This window comes from Streptococcus sp. A25, from assembly GCF_043674095.1.
Lineage (GTDB): Bacteria > Bacillota > Bacilli > Lactobacillales > Streptococcaceae > Streptococcus > Streptococcus suis_V.
This window is the reverse complement of record NZ_JBIMJO010000009.1, coordinates 74,258-91,374: the sequence shown is the minus strand read 5'-3', so window position 1 is coordinate 91,374 and position 17,117 is coordinate 74,258. Positions and strand designations below refer to the sequence as shown.

The 17,117-nt window shown below is 45.4% G+C and carries 16 protein-coding genes and 3 pseudogenes; 7 read left to right on the top strand and 12 right to left on the bottom strand.

Features of this window, described 5'->3' with window-relative positions:
• The 4 genes and pseudogenes from ACHBID_RS05510 to ACHBID_RS05495 form a co-directional block, all read left to right on the top strand.
• Positions 1-198 (top strand): annotated as a pseudogene (locus ACHBID_RS05510) (IS6 family transposase); the annotation flags it as partial.
• 54 nt (positions 199-252) lie between these two features.
• Positions 253-993, top strand: a pseudogene (locus ACHBID_RS05505) (glutathione S-transferase family protein); the annotation flags it as partial.
• Between the two features lie 72 nt (positions 994-1,065).
• Entirely contained in the window at positions 1,066-1,212 is a 147-nt protein-coding gene (locus tag ACHBID_RS05500; protein WP_238140732.1) for a hypothetical protein, read from the top strand.
• Positions 1,213-1,217: 5 nt separating this feature from the next.
• Positions 1,218-2,171: a low temperature requirement protein A gene (locus tag ACHBID_RS05495; RefSeq protein WP_394731748.1), complete on the top strand. Its 954-nt coding sequence runs from the start codon at positions 1,218-1,220 to the stop codon at positions 2,169-2,171.
• 38 nt (positions 2,172-2,209) lie between these two features.
• Here ACHBID_RS05495 and ACHBID_RS05490 read toward each other — a convergent pair whose 3' ends face one another.
• On the bottom strand, positions 2,210-2,914 hold the full coding sequence (locus ACHBID_RS05490; RefSeq protein ID WP_394731750.1) for a glucosamine-6-phosphate deaminase: 705 nt from the start codon (positions 2,912-2,914) through the stop codon (positions 2,210-2,212).
• A gap of 131 nt (positions 2,915-3,045) precedes the next feature.
• Between ACHBID_RS05490 and ACHBID_RS05485 the strand changes: the two genes are divergently transcribed.
• From ACHBID_RS05485 to ACHBID_RS05475, 3 genes are read left to right on the top strand one after another with little or no spacing between them, the layout of a single operon-like run.
• On the top strand, positions 3,046-3,216 hold the full coding sequence (locus tag ACHBID_RS05485; RefSeq protein WP_162840655.1) for a hypothetical protein: 171 nt from the start codon (positions 3,046-3,048) through the stop codon (positions 3,214-3,216).
• Positions 3,217-3,225: 9 nt separating this feature from the next.
• Positions 3,226-4,254 carry a tRNA preQ1(34) S-adenosylmethionine ribosyltransferase-isomerase QueA gene (queA, locus tag ACHBID_RS05480; protein ID WP_105122814.1) on the top strand — a complete coding sequence of 343 codons (1,029 nt, stop codon included), beginning with the start codon at positions 3,226-3,228 and terminating at the stop codon, positions 4,252-4,254.
• A 27-nt stretch (positions 4,255-4,281) separates the two neighbouring features.
• Positions 4,282-4,752 carry an arginine repressor gene (locus ACHBID_RS05475; RefSeq protein WP_172067013.1) on the top strand — a complete coding sequence of 157 codons (471 nt, stop codon included), beginning with the start codon at positions 4,282-4,284 and terminating at the stop codon, positions 4,750-4,752.
• Positions 4,753-4,830: 78 nt separating this feature from the next.
• Here ACHBID_RS05475 and ACHBID_RS05470 read toward each other — a convergent pair whose 3' ends face one another.
• The 11 genes and pseudogenes from ACHBID_RS05470 to ACHBID_RS05420 all read right to left on the bottom strand — a co-directional run bounded on the left by ACHBID_RS05470 (position 4,831) and on the right by ACHBID_RS05420 (position 16,997).
• Positions 4,831-6,447 (bottom strand): C69 family dipeptidase, encoded by a 1,617-nt coding sequence (locus ACHBID_RS05470; protein ID WP_394731752.1) that lies wholly within the window; start codon positions 6,445-6,447, stop codon positions 4,831-4,833.
• Between the two features lie 135 nt (positions 6,448-6,582).
• A complete protein-coding gene (locus ACHBID_RS05465; RefSeq protein ID WP_394731753.1) occupies positions 6,583-7,929 on the bottom strand; it encodes a dipeptidase in 1,347 nt (448 codons plus the stop codon).
• Between the two features lie 65 nt (positions 7,930-7,994).
• Positions 7,995-9,467 carry a YfcC family protein gene (locus tag ACHBID_RS05460; RefSeq protein WP_394731754.1) on the bottom strand — a complete coding sequence of 491 codons (1,473 nt, stop codon included), beginning with the start codon at positions 9,465-9,467 and terminating at the stop codon, positions 7,995-7,997.
• A 344-nt stretch (positions 9,468-9,811) separates the two neighbouring features.
• Positions 9,812-10,933 (bottom strand): aminotransferase, encoded by a 1,122-nt coding sequence (locus ACHBID_RS05455; RefSeq protein ID WP_394731755.1) that lies wholly within the window; start codon positions 10,931-10,933, stop codon positions 9,812-9,814.
• 139 nt (positions 10,934-11,072) lie between these two features.
• Complete coding sequence (gene arcC / locus ACHBID_RS05450) at positions 11,073-12,020, bottom strand: carbamate kinase (RefSeq protein WP_394731756.1); 948 nt, start codon at positions 12,018-12,020, stop codon at positions 11,073-11,075.
• 171 nt (positions 12,021-12,191) lie between these two features.
• The gene (argF, locus tag ACHBID_RS05445; protein ID WP_105137029.1) at positions 12,192-13,205 is read right to left on the bottom strand and encodes an ornithine carbamoyltransferase; all 1,014 of its coding nucleotides are present in this window, start codon (positions 13,203-13,205) and stop codon (positions 12,192-12,194) included.
• 132 nt (positions 13,206-13,337) lie between these two features.
• Positions 13,338-13,784: a GNAT family N-acetyltransferase gene (locus ACHBID_RS05440; RefSeq protein WP_394731757.1), complete on the bottom strand. Its 447-nt coding sequence runs from the start codon at positions 13,782-13,784 to the stop codon at positions 13,338-13,340.
• A gap of 1 nt (position 13,785) precedes the next feature.
• Positions 13,786-15,015 (bottom strand): arginine deiminase, encoded by a 1,230-nt coding sequence (gene arcA / locus ACHBID_RS05435; RefSeq protein ID WP_105110553.1) that lies wholly within the window; start codon positions 15,013-15,015, stop codon positions 13,786-13,788.
• Between the two features lie 426 nt (positions 15,016-15,441).
• Positions 15,442-15,861: an LPXTG cell wall anchor domain-containing protein gene (locus ACHBID_RS05430; protein WP_394731810.1), complete on the bottom strand. Its 420-nt coding sequence runs from the start codon at positions 15,859-15,861 to the stop codon at positions 15,442-15,444.
• A 3-nt stretch (positions 15,862-15,864) separates the two neighbouring features.
• Positions 15,865-16,155 (bottom strand): annotated as a pseudogene (locus ACHBID_RS05425) (helix-turn-helix domain-containing protein); the annotation flags it as partial.
• 155 nt (positions 16,156-16,310) lie between these two features.
• Positions 16,311-16,997 carry a Crp/Fnr family transcriptional regulator gene (locus ACHBID_RS05420; RefSeq protein WP_170239218.1) on the bottom strand — a complete coding sequence of 229 codons (687 nt, stop codon included), beginning with the start codon at positions 16,995-16,997 and terminating at the stop codon, positions 16,311-16,313.
• Positions 16,998-17,117: the final 120 nt, after the last annotated feature.

Genomic DNA, 17,117 nt, shown 5'->3' with positions numbered 1-17,117 from the left:
CTGAATAATTTGATTGAACAAGACCATCGTCCAGTAAAGAGACGCAATAAATTCTATCGAAGTTTACGCACTGCCTCACCCACGATTAAAGGCATGGAAGCCATCCGAGGATTATATAAGAAAACCCGAAAAGAAGGCACTCTCTTCGGGTTTTCGGTCTGTACTGAAATCAAGGTATTATTGGGAATCCCAGATTAAATCATAGATACCGTAAGGGATTTTATTCTTTATTTAAAACTTTGCAACAGAACCCGTAAATTGAAGGGCTTGGAAGACCATATTTCCCTGTCTGTCGTTCATCCACTCATGTTAGAAAATGGCTGGACCTTTGAAGATGGACCTGGTGTTATCAAGGATCCCCTCTTTAACAGCGACTATCTCTATCAGGTCTATTTGAAGGCTGATCTGCATTACACTGGCCGTGTGACAGTGCCTGTTCTTTGGGATAAAATATCCAACACCATCGTCAGCAATGAGTCTGCTGAGATTATGCGGATGTTCAATACTGCCTTCAATGACATTACGGGCAATCATGATGATTATTATCCAGCAGACTTGCAGGCTGAGATTGATGCCATGAATGACTTTGTCTATCCAAACATCAACAACGGCGTTTACAAGGCAGGCTTTTCAACCAATCAAGCAGTCTATGAAAAAGAAGTCAAAAATCTCTTTGCTGCCTTGGAGAAATTGGAAGAACATTTAGTAGATAAGGACTATCTAGTTGGCAATCAATTAACCGAGGCTGACCTGCGTCTCTTTACCACCTTGGTGCGATTTGACCCTGTATACTTTGGACATTTCAAATGCAATATCAAGGCCTTGGTGGACTATCCAAACTTGTGGGATTATACCAAGCGGATTTACAACCATGCTGGTATCGCAGAAACGGTTGACTTTAACCATATCAAACAGCACTATTACGGTAGCCACAAGACCATCAATCCAACAGGCATTGTCCCTGTCGGACCTGATTTGGACTGGACACTATAAGATATAAAGGGAGATGATATCCTCCCTTTTCGTATGGTATAATAGTTCAGATTTTTTTAAAAGGAGATTGACATGTCTGAAATTATCGCAAAACGCGTATCCAACTATGAATTATTTTATGATTTGGTCTTTGTCCTGGCCACTTCTTCACTGACTGGACTCTTGCACGGTGACCATATCGGTCTCAGGGAAATTCTACTTTTATCACTGCCAACCTGATTATTATGACCTTGTGGATTAATGAGACGATTTACCTCAACAAATATGGTGAACGGGATTTGTTGGATATTAACACGATTATTGCGTCCATGTTTGTGGTGGGACAACTGTCTCTAACCTTTAGCCATGATTTTGAAGCGACCGCCCTACCATTTACCATCTTTTTGACCCTGTCATATTCGATACTTTGCTTGCAGTACTACCTTCGTGGTCGGAAAATCGGTTTTACGGCAGATATAAAAAATAGTCTCTATATATTTGGGATTTATGTGCTGGTATTTTTCTTGACTTCGGTAGCTATTTACTTTAATTTCTGGACCTATGATGAAAAGAGCCTCTTGCTTTTATATCTCCCGTATATTATTTCCTATTTCTTCAAGGACAAACTCAGTCACGATGCTATGAACTTTCCTCACATCGTTGAACGGTGTCAGTTGATTACCATTATTACCTTTGGTGAAACGGTCATTGCGATTTTGAAGAATTATCCGATTCAGACGCATCTGCTCACTAGTGTTCTCTTCTTCTTGGCAATGGCGTTCTCCTTTATGTTTTACATTTCGCAAACCTATCTCAATATCAACCACCATCAAAAGACAAATGTAGCCACCTTACTCTATGCCCATATGGTACTGGTTTTAGGTATCAACTTCTTCACAGTTTCTGTGGAGGTCTTACCTGGTGAGCATGCTAGTTCGGGCTTGCCTTTCCTCCTCATTGGTTACTTCCTCTACTTTATAGGAATCCTGATGACCAGTCGCTACAACCAGGACCTTTATCAACTAGATAAGATGGTTTGGCTTCAATATGCTATTGTAGTATTCACTACCATCATTCTTCTGATAGCCTTCCACCACCATCAATCTTTGATTGCTGCTATTCTCGTTGCTAGTTCATTTATGATGCTGGTCATCTCTTTCCGCCACCGCAACCGTGTAGAAGCTGACCTTGAAAAATAAGAAATCCGACTGCCAAAAATGGTAGTCGGTTTTGTCTATTATGCTAATTTGCTAGCTGCCGCTTCATCGATGATGAGGACTACATCATCATGGTTTTGAAGGACGCTTGCTGGGACTTGCTCTGTCACTGGTCCTTCCACTGTTGCCTTGATGGCGTCGGCTTTTTCAGGTCCATAGGCCATGAGGACGATGGTTTTTGCCGCCATGATGTTGGCAATCCCCATGGAAATAGCCTGTTTTGGCACTTCCTCAATGGTATCAAAGAAGCGACTGTTGGCCTCGATGGTCGAAGGAGCCAAATCAACCAAGTGAGTCTGACCGTCAAAGGGCGCCCCTGGTTCATTGAAGCCGATGTGGCCGTTGCGACCGATACCCAGGATTTGAAAATCGATGGGTTTGTCTGCCAAAATTTGATTGTAACGGGCTGTTTCAGCTGCTGCATCCTCAGCCAATCCATTTGGCAGGTAGGACTGCTTGAAGGGTTTACTATTGAAGAGTTGTTCCTTCATAAAATAGATATAGGACTGATCACTTTCCTCGCCTAGCCCGACATATTCGTCCAGATTGACCGAGGTCAGGTCAGAAAAGTCCAGGTCGCTCTCGCGGATGAGTTTGTAAAATTCCAGGGGACTAGAACCTGTTGCCAAACCGAGGACCTTGGCACCGCCGGCTAATTTTTCTTTTAATAAATTGAAGGCCAAAGCTGCGCCTTCTGCTTGATTTTCAACTACATGAACTTTCATGGTAACCTCCTTTTTGGTATAGACCGTTTTCCTAATTTTATTATATGGTATATACCAATTTTTGTCAAGTCATCTTGCTTACAATTCCCATCCTGCTAGCCTATTCCCCCTAAAAATGCTACAATGAAGGTATGTTAAAAGATTTACTCATTCTATTTTTTCTGGGAAATATCCTCTGTCTGATTGGGTATTTTGTGAAAAATCAAGTCCTGCTCAAGCGTATTCTCTATGGGATTGGTGGACTATTGATTGCATCACCATTTTTAGTTCTGGCCTACTTTTTATACGCTATTTTTTTGTAAGGAGTTGATATGAAAACAACAGATTTTGATTTTGAATTGCCTGAGGAGCTGATTGCTCAAGTTCCTCTTGAAAAACGGGACAGCTCCCGCCTGCTCATCCTGGATAGGGAAAAACAGACCATGGTGGACAGCCATTTTGACCACATCATCGACCAGCTCAATCCAGGCGATGCCCTGGTTATGAACAATACCCGTGTCCTACCGGCCCGTCTCCACGGCTTTAAGCCTGAGACTGGTGGTCATGTGGAATTTTTGCTCCTGAAAAATACCCAGGGGGACCAGTGGGAAGTTCTTGCTAAGCCAGCTAAGCGACTCAAGGTCGGCGCCACTGTTGCCTTTGGAGACGGCAGATTAACCGCCACTGTGACCCAGGAATTGGAACACGGTGGTCGCATCGTCGAATTTGCCTACGAGGGCATTTTCCTAGAAGTCTTAGAAAGCCTGGGAGAAATGCCACTTCCGCCCTATATCCATGAGACCCTAGAAGACCGCGACCGCTACCAGACCGTCTATGCCAAGGAAAATGGCTCCGCGGCGGCACCGACAGCTGGTCTCCATTTCACAGAAGAATTGCTCCAAAAAATCGAGGCCAAGGGTGTCAAGCTAGTCTATCTGACCCTCCATGTGGGATTGGGAACCTTTAGACCTGTATCAGCTGATAATCTGGATGAGCATGAGATGCACTCAGAATTCTATACCTTGACGGCCGAGGCTGCAACAATACTCAACCAGGTCAAGGCTGCTGGCGGACGCATTGTCGCTGTCGGCACCACCTCGATTCGCACCCTCGAAACCATCGGCAATAAATTTGACGGCCGACTGGAAGCTGACTCTGGCTGGACCAATATTTTCATCAAGCCCGGCTACCAGTTCCGCATTGTCGATGCCTTTTCTACCAACTTCCACCTACCCAAATCAACCCTGGTCATGCTGGTATCTGCCTTTGCCGGCCGGGAATTTGTCTTGGAAGCTTATAAACACGCCGTAGACCACCAATACCGCTTCTTCAGTTTTGGCGATGCCATGTTTATCCAATAAGGATTGCACTGTATAAAGGAGTTTGCAATGAATAAAATTGAAAGTCGGCACCAACTCATCCTCTCCCTGGTCCTGGAAAAGAAAATCCACACCCAGCAGGAGTTACAAGATTTGCTAGAGACCAACGGTGTGACGGTCACCCAGTCCACCCTGTCGCGCGATATCAAACAGCTCAATCTTGTTAAGGTCAATGAAGCAAACTCCGCCCACTATATCATCAATCCGATAGCGCCATCTCGGTGGGAAAAGCGGCTCCGCCTCTATATGGAGGACGCTCTAGTCGTTTTGAAACCCGTGCAACACCAGGTGGTTCTGAAGACCCTACCTGGTCTGGCCGGAACCTTTGGCTCTATCCTAGATGCCATGGAAATTCCTGAAATCATTGCAACCGGCTGCGGAGACGATGTTTGCCTGATTATCTGTCAGGACGAGGAAGCAGCGCTGGCCTGCTTTGAAGAGCTCAAGCACTACACGCCACCCTTCTTCTTTTCCAAGTAAGTGACAAAAACTCCTAGTTCCAAGTGAGCTAGGAGTTTCTTTTATTAAAATACCTATTTCAGACTAGTTCAAAATAGATTATTTTGTATTTTTCTTTTTGAACAAATAAACTGCGCTGGCAACTGCAGCAAGGCCCAGTAGGGCGTAAGGAAGGACATTCATGGAAGATGATTTTTCCTCACTGGTCTCTTCTTTTTTCTCAGGCGCTGCTTCTACTTCTAGAGTAGCGACACGCGCCTCCAAGTCCTTCTCAATCTCTTTCAGACGGATAAAGGTTGTTTCCGCCCGCTTGATACTGGTTTCAGTGGCGTGCTTGCTTGCCTCTTCAGGATCTTCAGCTACCAGGGAAATAATTTCCTGGTTCAATACATCCTGTTCCTTAATCCAGTCCGCTTCCAGACTCTTGACTTGGTCAATGACTTCCGTACCAAATTCATCTGGATATTGAGCTACCATATCGTTGATATGAGAAATAACCCAGTACCAAGAATCCGCACTGTATTCTGTGCTGGTGTCCTGATAGGCCTTATAGGTGTCTGTGATATTACCAAAATACGGTAGATAAGGTGCATTGCGCGGACTTCCCATGGCTAACCACATAACTCCGCCACCGACTTCTACAGGCAATTCATCCTTGAGCTGGAAGATATGGGCCTCCATGACATTTTCATTAGAAATCGGATAGGCATAGCCATCGACAGCATTCTTATTCTCAGGCTTGCCCTTACCGTCCAATTCCATTTGGTCCAGAGGTTTCAAATCCAAGCCTTCAAAACGGTTTCGCTGCAGGGCCATGGCATCGTCCAAGCCCAATTTTTTATCCGTCGTGTGCAATAATTCATAGTAATCATCTTCGTAGGTCACCTTGGAATCCGGGTCCAATGACTTGATGCCTGAAAATGACCGCGAACGGTTGGCATCTGATAGCGGTGGATTGTAGGATTGGGCAATATGAAACTGACCGTCCACTTCCTTGTAGGTACCTGCTTCTTCCGCCAAACCTTTGACATTGTCAGAAGTAATCACGCCCTCCTTATCCGAAAAATCAATATGACCTAGATAGAAGGTATTTGGAAAGACAGCAAACTTATCTGCTGGGAATTTGATAGCTACATACTGGTGACCAGACAAGATTTCCATATACCAGATGCCTTCCTTGTCCGCAAAGAGGACAATATTCCCTTCTGCTGAGCCCTTTTCAGTCACAATTTTTGCGACCAGGTCTACAGCTTCACGGGCCGTTTTAGCATATTGGAGAACAATACTGGTCATTGAAGATTCTGCCAATCCATCTTCTACATAGGGATCCAATTTTAGAATATCATCATTTGCCGTTGCAGAAACGGTCGCTGAAATGGACAGGCCATGTTCATTAAAACCAGCCTCGTCGTAGACACCGTACTCCGGAGTAACATCGGGTACCGCTGTGTATTTGTGAGATACTGCTGGCAAAGGATAGGTAAAACCATTAGACTGGTCTTCCCACTTGGCCCCTTGCTCATTTTCCGTCCGTGGATAAACGCGGAAGGTCTTATTGTGATTTGGTTCCAGGTCTTCTGTCCGTCCATAAAGCCAGGAACCATCTGTGGTCAGGTCCTTACCGATGACAAAACCCGTACAGGCTGACACGATTGGCTGACCAATCCATATACTACTGCACAAAAGCAATAGTATAGCCGATAACTTTTTCTTCATGATTTCCTCCATTCTGAAATCAGTGCAAAAAATAACCTGTATCCACATAGAGCCAGCAGACACAGGTTTTGATGAGAACACAATTTGGAAGTGGAATTCCAATCAGCTACTAGAAGCTGATACCTTTTCCAACTTCTATTGATCAGAACCTGCTAGACGATAGACCGCCTCAGCATAGATGTCCATGGTCTTATACAAGTCTCCCAGGGGCATTCGTTCATTTTCTTGATGCTCAGTTTGTGGCGTTGATGGGAAGCAAGCCCCAAAGGCCACACAATTTGGCATGGTCCGAGCGAAGGTTGCTCCTCCAGATGAGATGGGCTGACTGTCTAAATCACCTGTTTTTTCCTGATAAACAGCCATCAGCGTAGTCACTAGCTGGCTGTCCAGAGGGACATAAAGGGATGGGAGATAGTCAAATTCCTCATAGGTCAAACCCAAAGCTGCTGCCTTAACAGTCAGAGTCTCCACCAGCTGGTTCTTATCTGCCAGGACTGGAATGCGAATATCCAGACGAATTTCAGACCGGTGGGAATCGATGGTCAGGCCCGCAATATTGAAACTCAGAGCACCAGACGGCTCATCACTTACATCTCCAAATAAGCCCTGAGCCGTCGCGTCCTCCCCAATCGTATTAGCAATGAAGTCCAAAGCTGGGTGCTGCTCAAACTTATCCAGAGCCTTGGCCAAGCGCACAATGGCATTGACACCCTGGGCCGCATCCTTGGCGTGTTTGGACAGACCGAGTACGACAACCCTGTCGTCATCCATTTCATAATCAAAGCCCAATTGCTTCAACTCAGCAATAACGCTGGCCAGGAGATGGCCAGAATAGCAAGCCTTAGCCGGTACGACATTGTAGGCCGTCCCAGCCTCCAGGTGCAAATCTCCCTGACCTGGACCATGGAGTTTGGCCTGCAAGAGCCCCTTTTCAGCATAGGTTAGCGGGAAGGATGAATCCGGTGCAAAGCCCATTGTAGCCTCTTCTTCCAGCTGATTGTAGCGATGGAGACAACGCCAGAGCGTTTCCTCATCCGTTCCGAAGATAAAACGCACACGTTTGGTAAAGGTCACACCAGCATCCATCAGGGCCTTGACCGCAAAGAGCGCAGCCATGGATGGTCCCTTGTCATCCTGCACCCCCCGCCCAATCATGAGACCGTCCTTTATCACAGCCTCAAAAGGGGGCGTCTTCCACTTGGTCAGGTCACCAGCCGGCACCACATCCAAATGACAGAGAATGGCTAAAAGTTCCTGACCCTGCCCCACCTCAGCATAGCCGTAATAACCTGCCGGGTCCAGATAGGTTGAAAAGCCTAGCTGACGACAGAAGTCCAGGGTAAATTCTAAGGCATCCTGAATCGGTTGACCAAATGGTGTCTTGGTTTGATGTTCTTGTAAAATAGAGGGGAAGGCGACCAAATCTTGAATGGCCGCTAGACAAGCCTGCTTGTCTTCCTCTCTGATAAAATTCCTTGTCACCTCAATACCTCCATTCTATCCGATAGTCGGAAAACATTCATGGGTAGTTGGCTATATTGCCTAGTCTAAAAGAAGGTTGCTACTGCCAGAATGAGGATGGAAGCCACAATGATAGCGGCAATCAATTTACCAACGTATTTGTACCAGATACCAATTTCGATACGTCCTAGAGCCAGGGCACCCATTACAATACCAGATGTCGGTGCTACCAGGTTAAGGACACCAGACGCTGCCTGGAAGGCTGTGATAATCAAGCTAGCAGGCACATTGACAAATTCGCCCAAAGGAGCCATGATACCCATAGAAGCTCCTGCCAAACCTGAAGTTGATGGAATCAAGAAGGACATTGGCAGATAGAAGAGATAGGTCAGGATGATAAAGACTTGAGGAGATAGGCCTTGCAGACCAACTTCACCCCAGTTGAGGATGGTAGCTGTAATCATACCATCGTTCATAATGACCTGGATACCACGCGCCACCGCACAAATCAAGGCAACGCTGAGCAGGTCGGCTGCACCATTCAAGAAGGATTTGACCAGGCGTTCTTCTTCCATTCCGTAGACAACACCAATCATAACACCGGCTACACCAAAGAGCATAGCACCTTCTGGGAAGTACCACCATCCAAATGGATAGGTCGTAATCCCCACAATTTGACCAAGAACTGGAATGGAAATCAGCCATTCTTTGATATCTGTAAAGAAATTCACGCCCAAGTCTTCCCAAGGAATGAAACTCAAAATCATGAATACAAAGGTTAGGAAGAAGAGGACCAGCACACGTTTTTGGGCAGGTGTCAAGGTATCATTGACCTCACGGTCGGCATTAACATTGAAATGCTCCATGTCTGCTTCACGCTGGTTGTAGACCAGTGATTTGGTAGGATCCTTTTTCACTTTTTCCGCATAAGATGCCACAAAGAACATGCCTAAACCGAGGATAACGATGAAAAATACAATCCGCCAGATCATATCATCTGCGATGGAAACCCCTGCTGCCGCTGATGCCACACCAGTCGCAAATGGGTTGACCGTTGAAGCCAAACAGCCAATCTGTGAACCCAAGAGGATAATGGCAACACCAGTCAGACTATCATAGCCAACCGCCATCATAACCGGAATTAACAGAGGGAAGAAGGCCATGGTTTCCTCGCCCATACCATAGGTCGAACCACCCAGGGCAAAGAGGAACATAAGGATGTAAATCAACCATTTTTCATGGCCCTTGAAGCGCTTCACGATAGAGGCAATCCCTACGTCCAGCGCTCCAGTTTCATTCACAACTCCCAGGAAAGCCCCAACCATCAAGATGAAGAAGGAGACATCAATGGCAGCTGATGTTGCTCCGTGGCCCAGCATAGCCCGAACCGGAGCCATAAAGACATCCCAGATACCCTGCGGATTTGAGTCCACAGCTTCATAGGTGCCTGTGATAAAGTTTCCCGCATCATCAACCTGATATTGACCCGCAGGAATAATCCAGGTCATCACTGCCATCGCGGCAATAATGAGCATGAGTATAGTGTAAGATGAAGGCATTTTAAAGCCTTTTTTACTTTTTCGCTCATGGCAAAAAACCTCCTAATATATTTTTACATGATTGTTTTTCACAGGAAAAACACTTAGAAGCTCTATACACAAGCAAGGAACATTTAGACCAGAAAGTTTTTCTTATCAAGATAATTTCTTCAAGAATACAAGATATTCTGAAAAAACTAGGATGATTGACAGAAAACCGGTCATAGCCAAATGCACTGCTCTGTGAATACAGATTCCTACATACAAATACACAGGCTGGAACAATCTTAGACTTAGAAAATAGATTTCTAAGCTAATCGCCAAGCCTTTTATCAAAAGAGGTTTGAGCAAGTAAATGAATAAAGTTAATCCAGGTCGTCAAACTGACGCAGGAAGGCAGACAGGCGCTTTAAGCCTTCTTGGAGAATCGACCGATGGGTACAATAGCCCAGTCGCGCATAGCCCGGCATATCAAAGCGATTGCCCGGTACCAGCAAGACCCCCTCCTCCTGCAAGAGACGGAGGCAAAAACTCTCCGTATCTTCTGGAATATCCAATCGAATAAAGGAAGTTGATACCTGTTTTGGAAAGACCAGTTGCACATGGGGCTCATGTTCTACCCAATCCTGGAGAATCCGCAGATTGCCTTCTACCAGACGGCGATTGCGCTCCAGGATGGCTGCCTTATTTTTCAATACATGAGTCGCCAAGGCATCATCAATCACACCAGCACAAATCATGGTGTAATCTCGATATTTGCGAAACAATTCCGACAATTCCTTGTTGGCCGCCACCCAACCGACCCGAATCCCAGGAATGGAATAGGTCTTAGACAGGCTATTGGTCGAAATGCCCTTTTCGTACAAATCAACGATGGCAGGCACATCCAACCCTTCTTCCAAGGGTTGATAGACCTCATCTGACAAGATATAGGCACCCACACTCCGAGCCAGTTCAACCACTTTCTCCAAAAATTCCCTGGTCATAACAGCCCCCGTCGGATTGTTGGCATTATTGATACAAATCATCTTGGTATTTGGCCGAAGGAGGGACTTCAAGTCCTCCAAGTCAGGCAACCAATCACGCTTCTCATCAATCCGCCACAAGTCTACCTCCGCCCCAAAAGAACGAGGAATATCATACAACTGTTGGTAGGACGGATAGAGAGAAATCACATGATCTCCTGGCTGGATCAAGGCGTAGATGGCCAAGTGGTTGGCCCCTGTCGCACCATTGGTCTGAAGAATCGAGTCGACACTGACTGTCTCGTATAACTTGGCAACTTCTTCCTTAAAGGCAGGGGAACCTTCTATCCAGCCGTAGTTCATCTTGGCTTGCAATAAATCCCCCATTACCGCCTGGCCATCTCCCAAAGCCAAGACCTCTTCCAAGGTCATTGAAGCAATCGAACTACCTGCAATATCATATTTGGCTTGAGTTTCCCACTCATTGAGCCATTCTTCTACACCAAAGGCTTGAATGTCCATCTTTCTTCCCCTCTTCTCTATCCAGAAGCTCGGACAAGCAGGTCCGACTTCCAGAATCAATCCTTGTTATTATAACATAGTCCGAAATCAAGTCCTCACAATTACCCTTGGCTAGGCCCTCTTCCTTTTCATTTACTGCTTAACTTTTGACAATGATGGTGCCACTTTCTGATTCAATCAAGGCACCGAGATTTTCAAGAGAGGTGATAACTGCTTGGGAACTTGGCTTATGATTGACAAAGGCAATCGTCGCCTCTACCTTAGGCAGCATAGAACCTGGTGCAAATTGGCCTTGTTTGATGTATTCTTCCAATTCTGCCACCGTCACGCGCTCCAACTTCTCTTGATTTGGTTTGTTAAAGTTGACATAGACATAGTCCACACCTGTCAGGACGATAAAGAGATCTGCATCGACCAGTTCAGCCAGACATTGAGAGGCAAAATCCTTGTCAATAACAGCCTCTACCCCTGTCAAGGTGCCATCAGCCTCCTCAATGACCGGAATACCACCACCACCTGCGGCAATAATCACTTCCCCTGCATCCAAGAGGGTACGGATGGTGCCGATTTCCTTGATACCAATTGGTTTTGGTGAGGCAACGACCTTGCGCCAACCACGACCAGCATCTTCCTTAAAGGTTGCTCCTGTTTTTTCCGCTTCAGCCTTGGCTTCCTCTTCTGTATAGAAGGGACCGATTGGCTTGGTCAGATTCTCAAAAGCAGGGTCTGCCTTGTCAACAATGACCTGGGTCACTACTGAAGCGACATCCTTCTTAATGCCTTCCTTGGCCAACTCATTTTCCAGGGCATTTTGCAACCAAAAGCCGATAGAGCCTTCGGTCATGGCCACCAGGCTATCCAGTGGAAAGGCAGGGTTTTTCTCAGAATCAGCCGCCAAATTTTGCAACAGCAGATTGCCTACCTGCGGACCATTTCCGTGTGTGATGATTAAGTCATCACCATTTTTTATCAACTTAACCAGGTACTTGGCTGTGTCAACCAAGGCCTGCTTCTGGGCTTGGGCTGATGGATCGGATGATAGAATGGCATTTCCGCCCAAAGCCACGACAATTTTACGATTTGCCATAGAGCAAAATCACTCCTCTCTTTTATTCAGGAAACCGTTTTCACGATTCTCTTGAAGGGAGGACTGACTCGTCAAAAGCCAGCCCACCCACTGCTACTGTCATTTCATCGACCTACTTCTCAACCTCCAATATCTCGGAGATTGGCAAGCAAGTAATTTTATACTTCTATATTACACTCTTGGCACAAATGGATCACCCAAGGTCGCAGCCATGACTGCTTTGATTGTGTGCATGCGGTTTTCAGCCTGGTCAAAATGACGAGCGTATTTGCTGCGAAAGACTTCGTCTGTCACTTCCATTTCTTCTACGCCGAATTTCTCAGCCACATCCTTGCCATAAACGGTATTGGTATCGTGGAAGGCAGGCAAGCAATGCAAGAAGATGAGATTTTCGTTGCCAGCTTTTTTCACCAAATCCATGTTAACTTGGTAAGGTTTGAGCATTTTCACCCGTTCTTCAAACTTAGCTTCTTCACCCATAGACACCCAAACGTCCGTATAAAGGACATCTGCGCCCTTAACTGCTTCGTCCGCATCATCCGTAATCAGGATACGCGCGCCACTTTCCTTGGCAAATCCTTGCGCCAATTCCACGACTGTTTCATCTGGGAAGAGTTCTTTTGGCGAGAAAATATGCACATTAACACCCAGAATAGCACCAGTCACCAAGAGAGAATTAGCAACGTTATTGCGGCCATCGCCACAGTAAACCAAAGTCACGCCTTCCAACTTGCCGAAGTTTTCCTTGACGGTTAAATAATCGGCCAACATCTGTGTTGGATGCCAAGCATCGGTCAAGCCATTCCAGACAGGTACGCCAGAGAATTCTGCCAATTCTTCGACCATTTTTTGGCTAAAGCCACGGAATTCAATCCCGTCAAACATCCGGCCCAAAACTTTTGCGGTGTCCTCAGTTGACTCTTTCTTGCCCAATTGAATGTCGTTGGCACCCAGATATTCTGGATGAGCACCCAGGTCAATGGAAGCTACTGTAAAGGCCGCACGGGTACGAGTGGACGTTTTTTCAAACAAGAGAGCAATATTTTTCCCTTCCAAATAACGATGCGGAATATTGCGCTGTTTCAAATCCTTCAAGTGTGCCGCAAAATCAATCAACCATTCCAATTCTGCGCGTGTAAAATCTTTTTCTGCTAGGAAATGTCTTCCTTTGAAAATATTTGTCATTTGTCTTTCCTCTTCTAAAAAGCTGTATTCACAAGTGAGGTAAATGTAGATAAGAGATAGTTTTTTGCTGGAATACTGACTGTATTTCATAAAAACTACCTTAGTTCAGGTGCCGAACTGTGAATATAGATTCTAATCATTGTCTAATCGTTTTGACAGGGTCTGGCACCATTCCCCATCTTCCTGGTAAAGCTCTGAACTGGCCACATATCCCAAAGACTCATAAAAGGTCTTAGCCGTCAGCTCCGAATGGATATCCAAGTGGTAAATACCTGCCTCTCTGGCATAGTCTTCCAGGGCCATGATGATACTTCTAGCATAGCCCTTACCCCGATGACTGGCCAAGGTAGCAATCCGTGTCAACCGTGCTCTCTCTGAACCTATTGGAAGAAAGCGACCAGTTGAGACAGGTTCTTCACCAATCAAGAGATTCGCATAGACACGTCCTTCTTGATCATGGCTATCAAATTCATCTTCGAGATGAATCGAGCGCTCCAGGACAAAAACTTGGAATCGCACATAGATGGAACATGCCCGTTCCCAGGCCTGCGAGCCGACCACAAGTTTTTCATTCTTCATCTTAAATATCTTCCCGCTCAAACGGCATTGACATACAACGTGGACCACCACGACCACGAACCAATTCACTACCGCTGACCTTGATCAAGCGAAGTCCCTTGGATTCCAAAATCGCATTGGTGATGGTATTACGCTTGTAAACAACAACCACACCAGGTGCCACAGTCAAGGTATTGGAACCATCATTCCATTGCTCACGACCAGCAGCAACCAGGTCACCGCCACCGCAACGAATCAAATCAACCTTCTCAAGACCCAGATTGCTTGCCAATACTTCCGCTAAATCACCATGCTCTTCTTCGATGTGCAGGGTTTCATTTTCATAAGTCACAGAGAAGACACGCAGGGTTCCTTCAATCTCAGGGTGGATGGTAAATTTATCATAGTCCACCATGGTGAAGACCGTATCCAGGTGCATGAACTTACGGCTATTGGCAAATTCAAAGGCAATCACTTTCTTGAAGCCAACGCCACGTTCAAAGATATTGATGAGCAGTTTTTCAATCGAAGCCGCATCTGTCCGCTGAGAAATACCAACCGCCAACAAGTCTTTAGACAAGACAAGCTCGTCACCGCCCTCGATACGAGTGGTTTCATCACGATTGTAAACCAATGGCACCTTACCTGCATAGTCAGGATGGTAGGTGAAAATATATTTTCCATAAAGTGTTTCACGGTTACGAGTCTCCGCATACATGTGATTAAGAGACACCGCGTTACCAATAGTCGCAAATGGGTCACGAGTGAAATAAAGGTTTGGCATTGGATCAATGGCAAATGGATAGCTGGATTCTACCAAGTCTGTCAAACCAGTTTCTTCCTCAGGCATCGCTGGCAATTCACACTTCTGCACACCTGCCATGGTCTTTTCAATCAACTCACGATTGTCCTCAATCGCCAAGAGCAACTTGCGAATGGCTTTTTTGGTTGCACGTCCGCGGATATTTGCTTCATTCAGGTATTCATCAATGAATTGTTCCTTAACTTCTTGGCTAATCAAGGATTCCGCTGCCAATTGCTCCAGATAGAGAACCTCTACTCCTTCATCGCGCAGGGCTTGAGCAAAAGCATCGTGCTCCTTCTGAGCTTCTTCTAAGAATGGAATATCATCGAAGAGGAAGCGCTCCAAATAGTCCGGCATCAAGTTTTCAAGTTCCTTACCTGGCCGGTGCAACATAACTTTTTTCAGTTTACCAATCTCTGAAAAAACGTGAATGGGATGTGTAGACATCTCAGTACCTCCTATTATATATTTTTTTCTTTGTGGCAAGGTTGAGTAAGTATTTCCTCGCCTGTTCACCTATACTTTATCAAAGAAAGCGGATGCAATCATGAAGTTTTTAGCAATCACTATGAGAGAAATTTCTCATTTTCAGGAGACATGGTAGATTTTTATGCAAAAATGCGGCTAAATAATCAATATTTCTATCATTTTAGCGATTTAATCAATATTTATTTTTTTGTTAAAAGTAACAAAAAAGCTCTCCTGTCAGTTTTAACAATAGAGTCTATCTCCTACAGATGCGATTGGTTAAGAGGGAGGACGTTTCCATTCACATCATAAGAAGCTTAATATAATCAAGAGGAGAGGGCCCTCAGCAGATAGGGCTGACTGCTCCTACTCAATGTTCCCCATGCTAAGATGGGAAGTTGTTGCCTATTCTTCGCGAAGACGGCGTTTGCCTGCAAGGCCAAGGGCTGCAACCAGCATTGCTGCTCCGAGAACACCTGCTACTGATGAAGATTCACCAGTGTTTGGCAATTGTCCAGCTGTAAATGGTTGTGCTGGAGTGTCGGCACCTGGGTCGTTATCGCCACCATTTGGTCCACCTGGCTTATCATCAGTGCCTGGCTCACCTGGTTGACCATCATCCTTAACTAGTACATAAGGAATAAGTGTATCTTCACCTGGGTTTCCTAGAACTGGTGGAATGTAGCCTTTAGATGGCTCTTCTGTATCTACTGGTTTCAACGGCTCATTCGTACCTGGATCAACCGGAACATAACCTGGAACGTCTGGAATAACTGGGACATCGCCACCTTCACCTGGTAATGTTGAATCTGCAGGGACAGTCATCGCGGAGCAATCATTCAACTTGAGATAAGAACACTTTCGGCGATTGGTTTCATAGACACGTTGTCCACTATCAGCGAAATAGGTGCTGAAATAGGTTCGTTTCCCATTCTTATCCTGTACCTGATCTACTGAACCACGTTTGATTTCTCGACAGATTGTAGACCGGTGACGACCCAGAAGTCGAGCGATTTCAATTGGTTTCTTTCCCATTTTAAGATAAGCAGCAATTTCACCACGTTCTGTGGCTGAGAGATGAGAATAGGATGTTTTTCTGGTAGAATGAGTGTTGGACATGTTCATCTGCTTTCTATGCTGAGTTGGGGAATTCTAGTATATCAGACGAACATGTCTTTTTTCTTGCACTTCATTTTACAACGTGGGATTTTTATGCAATAGTTTACAATAACTAAAAGACAAGCCCAACGGACTTGTCTAGGAAGGAGAATCAACTAATTTAAACTTTTGAGGAAGAAAGGAACATCCTTGTAGGTCAGGCGCTTGTGGCCGTAAGCGATTTTATCAGCTTCCTTTAATTCCTTGCAGACATGGCTAGCAGTTTCCCTAGTCGTAGCCGCCAGGCGGGCAATCTCTTGGATACTAATGTCAAACGGTAATTCCTCCAAGGACTCTCGCCGACACATGTCCCAGTAAAGTAAGGCTAATACCTGAACCACTCGACTACTGGCCTTTGACACCATGGCATTGCGCAAACGCAGCTCCTGAAAACGCAGGATATTGGACAATTTTCTGTTGATATAGACCAATTGCCTCGGATTGCGCATGGAATACTTTTCATAAAGAGCCATAGGAATAATAAAGTACTCCAAGTCCGTGATGGCAATGGCCGTATAATGGTAGGTCTTGTCCTGAAACATATCTCCAAAAGGAAATGAACCGCCCTGCCGAATGTAATCCAGGTAGCTGTATGTGTCCGTCTCATCATACTGCTCAATCCGCGCATAACCCTTGCCTATGACAAAGAGATAGTCACGCTTGTCTTCCGCATAGAAAATGACCTGACCCTTGGGAATCTTCCGAAAACGGATTTCCTTGGCCAGCTGATCAAAATGCTCCACGGACAGCTGATTAAAGCTTGGATGATTTTTCAGGTACATATACTGGTCAGTTGTGATCATGGCACTCCTCATCCTATTTCTCTACGGCTATTGAACATCCACGTGGTGACACCGGTGTCATTTAGCTTAATTTTTAGCAATCCCTCTATTCATTATATCAAAATATCCTTCATTTTAAAA

Bases quoted from the DNA above. Each gene is read 5' to 3' on its own strand.
- argF (WP_105137029.1), bottom strand. From the start codon at position 13,205: ATGACAAATATTTTCAAAGGAAGACATTTCCTAGCAGAAAAAGATTTT.
- ACHBID_RS05500 (WP_238140732.1), top strand. From the start codon at position 1,066: ATGTCTGAAATTATCGCAAAACGCGTATCCAACTATGAATTATTTTAT.
- ACHBID_RS05485 (WP_162840655.1), top strand. From the start codon at position 3,046: ATGTTAAAAGATTTACTCATTCTATTTTTTCTGGGAAATATCCTCTGT.
- ACHBID_RS05455 (WP_394731755.1), bottom strand. From the start codon at position 10,933: ATGGACATTCAAGCCTTTGGTGTAGAAGAATGGCTCAATGAGTGGGAA.
- queA (WP_105122814.1), top strand. From the start codon at position 3,226: ATGAAAACAACAGATTTTGATTTTGAATTGCCTGAGGAGCTGATTGCT.
- ACHBID_RS05460 (WP_394731754.1), bottom strand. From the start codon at position 9,467: ATGCCTTCATCTTACACTATACTCATGCTCATTATTGCCGCGATGGCA.
- ACHBID_RS05495 (WP_394731748.1), top strand. From the start codon at position 1,218: ATGACCTTGTGGATTAATGAGACGATTTACCTCAACAAATATGGTGAA.
- ACHBID_RS05470 (WP_394731752.1), bottom strand. From the start codon at position 6,447: ATGAAGAAAAAGTTATCGGCTATACTATTGCTTTTGTGCAGTAGTATA.
- arcA (WP_105110553.1), bottom strand. From the start codon at position 15,015: ATGTCTACACATCCCATTCACGTTTTTTCAGAGATTGGTAAACTGAAA.
- arcC (WP_394731756.1), bottom strand. From the start codon at position 12,020: ATGGCAAATCGTAAAATTGTCGTGGCTTTGGGCGGAAATGCCATTCTA.
- ACHBID_RS05420 (WP_170239218.1), bottom strand. From the start codon at position 16,997: ATGATCACAACTGACCAGTATATGTACCTGAAAAATCATCCAAGCTTT.
- ACHBID_RS05440 (WP_394731757.1), bottom strand. From the start codon at position 13,784: ATGAAGAATGAAAAACTTGTGGTCGGCTCGCAGGCCTGGGAACGGGCA.
- ACHBID_RS05490 (WP_394731750.1), bottom strand. From the start codon at position 2,914: ATGAAAGTTCATGTAGTTGAAAATCAAGCAGAAGGCGCAGCTTTGGCC.
- ACHBID_RS05430 (WP_394731810.1), bottom strand. From the start codon at position 15,861: ATGACTGTCCCTGCAGATTCAACATTACCAGGTGAAGGTGGCGATGTC.
- ACHBID_RS05475 (WP_172067013.1), top strand. From the start codon at position 4,282: ATGAATAAAATTGAAAGTCGGCACCAACTCATCCTCTCCCTGGTCCTG.